The sequence below is a fragment of the Aquamicrobium defluvii genome (assembly GCF_004363725.1).
Taxonomy (GTDB): Bacteria; Pseudomonadota; Alphaproteobacteria; order Rhizobiales; family Rhizobiaceae; genus Mesorhizobium; species Mesorhizobium defluvii.
The window spans coordinates 71,922-80,721 of record NZ_SNZF01000022.1 but is presented as its reverse complement, the minus strand read 5'-3'; the positions used below and the strand labels follow the sequence as shown (position 1 = coordinate 80,721).

At 65.8% G+C, this 8,800-nt stretch carries 7 protein-coding genes; 1 reads left to right on the top strand and 6 read right to left on the bottom strand.

What is annotated here, in order from left to right; all coding sequences use genetic code 11:
* Nucleotides 1–120: 120 nt before the first annotated feature.
* A complete protein-coding gene (locus DES43_RS15980; protein WP_245514594.1) occupies nucleotides 121–1,722 on the top strand; it encodes a putative bifunctional diguanylate cyclase/phosphodiesterase in 1,602 nt (533 codons plus the stop codon).
* A gap of 22 nt (nucleotides 1,723–1,744) precedes the next feature.
* Here DES43_RS15980 and cydX read toward each other — a convergent pair whose 3' ends face one another.
* From cydX to DES43_RS15950, 6 genes are all read right to left on the bottom strand, one after another.
* The gene (gene cydX, locus DES43_RS15975) at nucleotides 1,745–1,888 is read right to left on the bottom strand and encodes a cytochrome bd-I oxidase subunit CydX (protein ID WP_063608066.1); all 144 of its coding nucleotides are present in this window, start codon (nucleotides 1,886–1,888) and stop codon (nucleotides 1,745–1,747) included.
* Between the two features lie 30 nt (nucleotides 1,889–1,918).
* Nucleotides 1,919–3,076 carry a cytochrome d ubiquinol oxidase subunit II gene (cydB, locus tag DES43_RS15970; RefSeq protein WP_035027376.1) on the bottom strand — a complete coding sequence of 386 codons (1,158 nt, stop codon included), beginning with the start codon at nucleotides 3,074–3,076 and terminating at the stop codon, nucleotides 1,919–1,921.
* Between the two features lie 5 nt (nucleotides 3,077–3,081).
* Nucleotides 3,082–4,659, bottom strand: coding sequence for a cytochrome ubiquinol oxidase subunit I (locus DES43_RS15965; protein ID WP_035027372.1), 1,578 nt, complete (start codon nucleotides 4,657–4,659; stop codon nucleotides 3,082–3,084).
* A gap of 69 nt (nucleotides 4,660–4,728) precedes the next feature.
* Nucleotides 4,729–6,423, bottom strand: a complete 1,695-nt coding sequence (cydC, locus tag DES43_RS15960) for a thiol reductant ABC exporter subunit CydC (RefSeq protein ID WP_035027369.1) — start codon at nucleotides 6,421–6,423, stop codon at nucleotides 4,729–4,731.
* Entirely contained in the window at nucleotides 6,420–8,219 is a 1,800-nt protein-coding gene (gene cydD, locus DES43_RS15955; RefSeq protein WP_051611465.1) for a thiol reductant ABC exporter subunit CydD, read from the bottom strand. The genes cydC and cydD overlap by 4 nt, the downstream gene beginning before the upstream one ends.
* Nucleotides 8,216–8,788, bottom strand: coding sequence for a GbsR/MarR family transcriptional regulator (locus DES43_RS15950; RefSeq protein ID WP_035027366.1), 573 nt, complete (start codon nucleotides 8,786–8,788; stop codon nucleotides 8,216–8,218). The genes cydD and DES43_RS15950 overlap by 4 nt, the downstream gene beginning before the upstream one ends.
* Nucleotides 8,789–8,800 lie beyond the last annotated feature (12 nt).

The window sequence follows — 8,800 nt, the reverse complement described above, 5'->3', positions numbered from 1 at the left end:
GCCGCCCCTTGACCAAAACCTAAGACCCAAACCATACATGAAGGCGGGTCACTTCTCGGCGAAAATCCCGGGTCAGCTCTCAGCGGAAATCAACATCTGGCGGGCATCGCCTGGGCGTATGTGGCTGTTCTCGCGGATGGGTTCACTGCTCCCGAAGCCCCTGTCTACCTCGTCATCGTGGCCGGCATCTCGGCAGGCTCGGTATCCTACAGCGCCTGCTATGCGGCGCTGCCAATCCTGTTCATGACGCCGCCGCTGCTTTCGGTCATGGCGTGCATGGTTATGAACGGCGGTCTCGACGACTATGTGCTGGCTTTCACCACGACGCTGTTTTTTGTCGGCCTGACAAAAAGCTCCTTCCTCGGCCAGGCGCGGTTCCGGGAAACAAGCCGTCTCAAATACGAGACGAAGCTGCATGCCGACGAGATGGAGAAGAACTCGCGGGAGGACCCTCTCACCGGGCTTCTCAATCGTCGCGGACTCGAACAGGCTGTCGGCACCATGGGGATCGGCCGCGGTCCGTTCGTCGCCATGCTGATCGACCTCGACGGCTTCAAATCGGTCAACGACACTTATGGCCACCGGGTCGGCGACGACCTGCTCGTCAAGATCGCACGCCGCATCGGTGCCGAAGCTCCCGCTGGCTCCACGCTGGCGCGCGTCGGCGGAGACGAGTTTGCGCTCATGCTGGCGCCAGGCAGCACATCCGCCGGGCCGGAAGACCTCGCCACGCGCATCATAGCTTCCATTTCCAGACCCTATGCCGGCATCAATTCCATTCAGGTCGGGGCATCCATCGGCATCTATGTGGCCCAGGAGCCGGCGCTGACCAACATGCTGCTGCGCGCCGACTTCGCCCTCTACGCCGCCAAACGGCGCAGCCGCAACCAGCTCTGCATCTTCGACGCCGAGCTCGAAAACGCCTTCAAGCGCCAGCAATGCATCGAGCGCGATCTGAAGGCCGCGCTGGAATCGGGTGAACTGCAGAGCTGGTATCAGCCGATCGTCCGGCTTGAGACACGCGAGGTCGTCGGGTTCGAAAGCCTGCTGCGCTGGCAGCATCCCGAGCATGGAGCGATCGCTCCGCCGGAGATCATCACCACCGCGCGCACCACCGGCCTGTTGCCCGCCTTGACGGAAACGGTGTTCTGGAACGGCTGCACCATGATGGAACGGCTGGGTCGCGAAGGCCGGAGCGACATTCGCGTGGCCATCAACATATCGCCACGCGAACTTGAAGCCGCCGATATCGACACGATGATCCTCGAAGGGCTGTCCCTGCGCGGTCTGCCGCCATCGATGCTGGAGATCGAGATTACCGAGGAAGCGCCGGTCGACCCCGAGCATGTCGGCGAGAAGCTGGCGCGCCTGGCTCAGGCGGGCATTTCCATCGTGCTGGACGATTTTGGCTCCGGCTTCTCCGCTCTCGCCTCGCTCAGGGACGGTCTCATATCCAAGATCAAGATCGACCGCAGTTTTGCCGACGATCTCGCCGGAACCGCCGAAAGCCGGCTGCTCATGAAGGCGATCATCGATCTTGCGCACACGCTCGACATACAGGTGATGGCCGAGGGCGTCGAAGCGGAAGAACAGGCGGGTATCCTGCAATCGATGGGCTGCACCTGCGCGCAGGGTTTCCTGTTCTCACCCGCCCTGCCCGTCGACGAAGCGCTGACCCTGCGAAGGGTCGCGCGCGCGGCAGGCGACCGCGCCCGGCCGTAGCCGGGCTTCGTCCTGCCGCAACCTATTTCCCTGCCGGCTTTCCCGTGGCCGCGGGCGCAGGTTCCGCCGCCCTCGCGGCATCGTCCATAAGCTCGTACCACATGGCGTTCAGCACCGCGAAGGCGGCCGCCAGCGGCAGGCCGAGCAACCAGGCGAAATACCACATTTCATCTCTCCTCGTTCTGTTGGACGCGCATCAGTAGGCGTGGCCGCTGCCGTCACGGATGGCCTTCTCGTCCACCTTGCCCCACAGCACATGGTAGACCCAGCTCGTGTAGGCCACGATGAGCGGGATGAAGATCGCCGTCACCACCAGCATGATGAACAGGGTAAGGTGGCTGGAGGAAGCATCCCACACCGTGAGGCTCGACTTCGGATCGAGCGAGGACGGCAGGATCATCGGGAACATGGAAAGCCCGACCGTCGAGATGATGCCAAGGATCGACAGCCCGCTCGCCAGCACCGGGACGATCTCGCGCCCGGCCTTTTGCAACGCCAGATTGGCAAGTGCCCCGGCAAAGGCCAGCACCGGCGCGATCATCATCCATGGATGGTTGCCATAGTTCTCGAACCATACACCTGAGGCACGCTCCACCGTCTTGGCGAGCGGATTGGAGGGGCCGTCCGTCACCACGGCGCTGGTGATGCGATAGCCATCGATCCCCAGCCAAAGCCAGATGCCGCCGAGCGCGAACAGGACGATGGTGGCAATCGCCGCCGCCGCGCCATAGCGGCGCGCGCGCTCCGCAACCGCGCCTTCGGTCTTGAGCACCAGCCAGGAGGCGCCGTGCATGACCAGCATCGCCACGGAAAGCAGACCGCACAACAGCCCGAACGGATTGAGCAGCTCGAACAGCGTCGTGCCGTCGTAGAAGATGCGCAGGTCCGTGCCGAACCGGAACGGCACGCCCTGAAGCACATTGCCCACAGCGACCCCCATGACCAGCGCCGGCACCAGCCCGCCGACGAACAGGGCCCAGTCCCAGCCATTGCGCCAGGCGGCGCTTTCGCGCTTCGAGCGGTATTTGAAACCGACCGGGCGCAGGATCAGCGCGAACAAGATGGCGAACATGGCGAGGTAGAAGCCGGAGAAGGACACCGCATAAAGCGGCGGCCATGCGGCGAAGATCGCGCCGCCGCCAAGGATCAGCCACACCTGATTGCCTTCCCAGACGGGACCGACCGTGTTGATGACGACGCGGCGTTCGACATCGTTCCTGCCAACGAACGGCAGCAGCATGCCGGTGCCGAGGTCGAAACCGTCCATGACCGCAAAGCCGATCAGCAGTACGCCGAGCAGCAGCCACCAGATGACCCTCAGGGTCTGATAGTCGAGGAGTTCATGCAGAACCATACCATTTACTCCGCCGGTGCGAGGGAAGGAGGCGCAAGACGGGTGCGCGGCGCGTGATCGGCTTCCGGCCCCTTGCGGATCGCGGCCAGCATCAGCACCATTTCGACGACGAACAGCACCGAATAGATCAGCGAGAAGCCGACGATGGTGGCAAGCACCGTGGCGGCCCCGAGATTGGACACGGCAGCGGCCGTCGGCAGCACGCCCTCGATGATCCACGGCTGGCGACCGAACTCCGCCACGATCCATCCGCATTCCGCGGCGATCCATGGCAGCGGGATGGCGAACACCGCCACCCGCAACAGCCATGGATAGCGATCGAGCTGGTGGCGGGCCGACAGGTAGAAGAACACGGCAGTGAGCGCGATGAAGAAGAAGCCGAGCCCCACCATGATGCGGAAGGTCCAGAACAGGGTCGGCACGTTGGGCACCGTATCCCATGCCGCCTTCGCGATCTGCTCGTCGCTGGCCTGCGCCGGATCGTCCAGATAGGGTTTGAGCAGCAGCGCATAGCCGAGGTCCATCCCGTTTTCCTCGAACGCCGTGCGCGCTGCTTCCGGTATGGCGGCATCCGAGCCGGCGGCCCGGATTTCCTGCAACGCCGCATAGGCCACCATGCCGCTGCGGATACGCGTCTCGGCATGTTGCACCAGTTCCTCGATGCCGGGAATCTCGGTGGTCAGCGAGCGCGTGCCGATGAGGCCCATCACCCAGGGAATGTGCACCGCGTAATGGGTCTTGCGCGCCTCCTGATCGGGGAAGCCGATGGCGGTGAAGGCGGCAGGCGCCGGCTCGGTCTTCCACATCGCCTCGATGGCCGCGAGCTTCATCTTCTGGTGCTCGGTGGAAAGGTAGCCGCTCTCGTCGCCGAGCACGACCACCGACAGCGCCGAAGCGAGGCCGAAGGACGCTGCGACGGTGAGCGAGCGCTTCGCCAGTTCGAGGTGACGGCCCTTCAGCAGATACCAGGCCGAGACGCCGAGCACGAAGATGGAGGCCGTGACGTAGCCCGCCGACACGGTGTGCACGAATTTCGCCTGCGCCACCGGATTGAACAGCACGGCGGCGAAGTCATTCACCTCCATGCGCATGGTCTGGGGGTTGAAGGCCGCGCCGACCGGGTTCTGCATCCAGCCGTTTGCGATCAGGATCCACAGCGCCGAGAAGTTCGAGCCGATGGCGACCGCCCATGTGGCGGCCAGATGGCCAAGGCGCGAGAGCTTGTCCCAGCCGAAGAAGAACAGGCCGACGAAGGTCGCTTCGAGGAAGAAGGCCATCAGCCCTTCGATAGCCAGCGGCGCGCCGAAGATATCGCCGACATAGTGGCTGTAGTAGCTCCAGTTCATGCCGAACTGGAACTCCATGACGATGCCGGTCGCCACGCCCATCACGAAGTTGATTCCGAACAGCACGCCCCAGAATTTCGTCATCTGGCGCCAGATGTCGCGGCCGGTCATGACGTAGACCGTCTCCATGATCGCGAGCAGCACTGACAGGCCGAGCGTCAGTGGCACGAACAGGAAATGGTAGAGAGCGGTTATCGCGAACTGAAGCCGCGACAGATCGACAATATCGAGTTCCATGGTTACTCCGGCTTTCCGGCCTCCCTGGCTGATGTGACGCCGTCCGCCCGGCGTCGACGAAACTGATCCTCAATCCGGCCGCAGGCGCTCGAGCAGCCTCAGATATTCCCGGCTGCCGCGCGCGCAGTCGGCCTGCACCCTGCCATGCTCGATAAGCAGGATGCGGTCCGCCAGTTCCGCTTCGCGGCGTATATGGGTGACGATGACAAGCGCGCGACCCGCGGCGCAGGCGCCAATGCGTTCGATGACATCGCGCGCCGTGGACCCGTCCAGCCCCTCGGTGGGCTCGTCGAGCAGCCACACGGGTGTGTCGCGCAATAGCAGGCGGGCCAGCGCCAGACGTCTTGCCTGACCGGCTGAAAGCCCGGCGCCACCTTCGCCCAGCATGGTGTCCAGCCCTTCTGGAAGGCCGGCCACGAAAGCGCCAAGTCCGGCGGCATGAAGCGCCTCCATCATCTCGCCGTCACCCGCATTCGACCGTGCAAGCGCAAGGTTGCCGCGCAGCGTATCGCAGAAGAGCTCGGTGCGCTGGGTGAGGAGCGCAGCCGGCAACGTCCTGACCGTTCCGGCGTGCGGAGGCAGTTCGCCGGCGATCAGCGACAGGATGGTGGACTTGCCGGCCCCGCTGGCTCCGATCAGGGCCACATGCTCGCCCCTGGCGACGGCGAGGGACTGGTCTTCCACAACCGGGCGGTCGCCATGGCGGTAGGATACCGTCACGCCGGCAATTTCAACCGCATTCGCGGGGCATGATGGCAGGTCGGGGCTCGCCGCTTCATCGACGACATCCGTGAGCTTCGAACCCAGCCTGCGGGCCGACAGCAGCACCCGGCCAAGCTCCAGTGCGCCACGGCGCAGCGCGGCGAAGGGTTCCAGGCAGGCAAGCGCCACGAACACGGCCAGAGCCGCCGCTGGCGCGCCGATCGTCCCGCTTTCCGCCAGCACGGCGGCCGCGATCAGGGTGGCGGCGAGCAGACCCGCGCCGGCGACCGCGAAAGAGAAACCTGTGCTGGCCTCGATATGGTTCAGCGCGTCGTCTGCATCGGCAAGGCGCGAATCGGCGGCGGACAGGGCCGCCGTCTGCGCCGACAGCCTGTTCGCCATGACCAGATCGGCCTGCCCCCGCATCAGGTCGATGGTGCGCGAGCGCAACACCTCCAGCGCATGGGCCCGCCGCCGCGCCGGCTTCTGCGCCCGGGCGGCGGCGACCGCCGGAATGGCGAGGCCGGACAGGATCAGGGCCAGCCCGATCCCGATGCCGAGGGCAGGCGCGATGAGGCCGAGTGCGGCCGAAGTCACCAGCGCCGAACCGAGCGCCGCCACCAGTGGAACCGCGACCCGCAGGTAGAGCGAATCCAGCGCATCGATATCGACGGTGAGACGGAACAGCAGCCGCGCCGGGCGTGCCGCGAGGCTGCGCGCTTCCTCATCCGTGGCGAAGGTGCGAAACACCCGCTCGCGCAGACGCGCCAGCACTTCGAGCGTGGCATCATGCGTGACCAGCCGCTCGCCATAGCGCGAAAATGTGCGCGCCAGCGCCAGAAAGCGGATGCCGGCAGCGGGTGCGAAGACATCGAAGACGAGCGCCGTCGCCACCGAAGCCCCCGCGATCGCGGTCGCGGTGATGAACCATCCGGAGAGGCCAAGTAGCGCGATGCCGGCCAGCGCGGTGCAAAGCGCGAGCAGGGTACCGGCCGCGAGCATCAGGCGATTTTGAGACCAGAACAGCGCCATGACGGCCTGAAGGTGACGCAGCGAGTTCATGCCCGCCTCCCGTCGGCGCTTTCGTCACCGAGCATTACGATACGGTCCATGCGGGAAGCCAGCACCGGATCGTGCGTGGCGACGATCAGGGTGCGGCCCTCCGAGATTTCAAGCAGCATGTCGGTGATCTCGCCGGCGGTCGCGCGGTCGAGATGAGCGGTCGGCTCGTCGGCCAGCACCAGTCCCGCGCCCTGAACCGCTGCGGCGCGCGCAATGGCAAGACGCAGCGCCTCGCCGCCGGAAAGGCCCGCGCCCCCCTCGCCCAGCACCACCTGCCGGCGTGTATGCGCCAAGCTGTCAAGCCGCGCCGCGCCAAGCGCGGCCTCGACCACATGCTCGTCCATATCGGAACGGCCGAGCGTGACGTTGCGGCCAGGCGTGCCGGGAAAAATATGCGGTGTCTGGCCGAGCCAGGCCATGCCCGCCCGAAGGCGCGCCGCGGTCTCGGGCCGCAGCGTTTCACCGCCGATGCGGATCGTGCCGCCTTCCGGCACGGCCAGCCCGGCGATGAGGGCGAGCAGGGTCGACTTGCCGCCGCCGCTCGGGGCCATCACGGCAACGCGCTCGCCCGGGCGGATGTCCAGAGAAAGGTCGTCGAACACCTTGCGCTCCGGCATGGAACCATCCGTTACGGCCGCGCCGCTCCCGGCATGCCGGAAATGCAGCCCGTCGATGACCACGCCTGCGGCGCGGCCATCCGGTTTCACGGCCGGAACTCCCGCCGCAACGACGACCGGCTCGCCGGCCGCCGTGACTTTTTCCAGAGCTTCCAAAGCCGCGACGCCGGCGGCGCGGTCATGCCAGACTGCGGAAAGCTCGCGCATCGGCTCGAAGAAGGCCGGAGCCAGCATGAGGATGAACACGCCCTGCGCGAGCGAAAGCCTGCCGCCCCATGCGCCGAATTCGAGCTGTCCGAGGAAATGGAAGCCGACATAGACGGCGACCATCGCCACGCCCAGCGCCGAGAACAGCTCCAGCACGGCCGAGGAGAGGAAGGCAATGCGCAGCACCGCCATGGTCCGGCGGCGCAGCAGATCGGCTTCCTCCCGCAGGCGCAGCGCCGTGCGGTCGACCGCATCGAAGCTGCGGATGGTGGCGAGACCGCGCAGCCGGTCGAGCAGGAAGGCGTTCATGTCGCCCATCTTGGCAAGCTGGCGCTCGCTCGCTTCCTTCGCCCGCCAGCCGACGAGCGCCATGAAGATCGGGATCAGCGGCAGCGCGACCAGCATGATCAGCGCGGCCACCCAGGAGAGCGGCAGAACGCAGGCGAATATGGCGAGCGGAACGATCACGGCGCGCCAGCGCAACGGCTCGAAGCGCGCGACATAAGGCACCACCGCTTCGGCCTGTTCGGCAATGGTGCTTGCCACATAGCCGGACGACGGGCGCGAGGCATCCAGCGGAGAACGCGTCGCCAGCGCCGAAACGGCTTTTTCGCGCAGCAGGGAAAGCTGGTGGCGCGCCGTCCGGAAAGCGAGCCGCGAACCGGACCGGTCCATCCACGCCCGCAATACGCCGAGCACGAAGACGCCGATTGCCGGCCATATCACGGCCCTCGCGCCGGCACCGGCGGCGATATCGCCGATGGCCATGGCCAGAAGCGCCGCCTGCCCGATCCAGATCAGCGATGCCCCTGCCTGCAATGCAATGGGGAACCTGCCTGGCGAGGCAGGCGCCCCGGACCCTGCCCGGCGCCTCCGGGCTCCCGCCTTTTGTTCGGGGATCGTCAGCGCTTCGGGATCCACCGGCTTGCGTAATGCCGGCTGCCGGGCAATCGCCGTGTCGAGCGCGCTCACGGTTGTCCATCCCCCCTGCGTTTGCGGCCAAGCGATGCGATGCGATCCTTCGCATCGAGCAGCCTCGTCACCCTGGAGCCGAGGCTGAGCAGTGTCGCCAGCCGTTCCGTATCGAGTCCTTTGACATCATCGTACCAGTTTGTGAGCTGTTCGATGAGTCCATTCATCTCCATAAGCCTGGACTGGGCGTAACGCTCCTCCTCGCTGCCGGGCTGCTGCATGATAAGCTCACGCAGAACCGACAGCGTGGGGTCCACCTCGCGTTTCTTGCGCTCCTCCGCCAGCGTGCGCAGGATTTGCCAGATATCGTCCGGCGCAGTGAAGAAATCGCGCCTGTCGCCGGGAATGTGCCGCAGGATGACGAGGTTCCATGCCTGAAGCTCGCGCAATCCCATGGAAACGTTGGAACGCGAAATGCCCAGCCCTTCAACGATCTGGTCGGCGCACAGAGGCTCCGGCGAGACGTAAAGCAGCGCGTAGATCTGGCCAACCGTGCGGTTGATGCCCCATCGGCTGCCCATTTCGCCAAAATGCAGCACGAAGGACTGGATGAGTGGCGGAAGGTTCATGCCGGACCTGAT

What these genes read in the sequence shown, in the direction of transcription:
- cydX (WP_063608066.1), bottom strand. Translation starts at nt 1,888, where the DNA reads ATGTGGTATTTCGCCTGGTTGCTCGGCCTGCCGCTGGCGGCCGCCTTC.
- cydB (WP_035027376.1), bottom strand. Translation starts at nt 3,076, where the DNA reads ATGGTTCTGCATGAACTCCTCGACTATCAGACCCTGAGGGTCATCTGG.
- DES43_RS15965 (WP_035027372.1), bottom strand. Translation starts at nt 4,659, where the DNA reads ATGGAACTCGATATTGTCGATCTGTCGCGGCTTCAGTTCGCGATAACC.
- cydC (WP_035027369.1), bottom strand. Translation starts at nt 6,423, where the DNA reads ATGAACTCGCTGCGTCACCTTCAGGCCGTCATGGCGCTGTTCTGGTCT.
- DES43_RS15950 (WP_035027366.1), bottom strand. Translation starts at nt 8,788, where the DNA reads ATGAACCTTCCGCCACTCATCCAGTCCTTCGTGCTGCATTTTGGCGAA.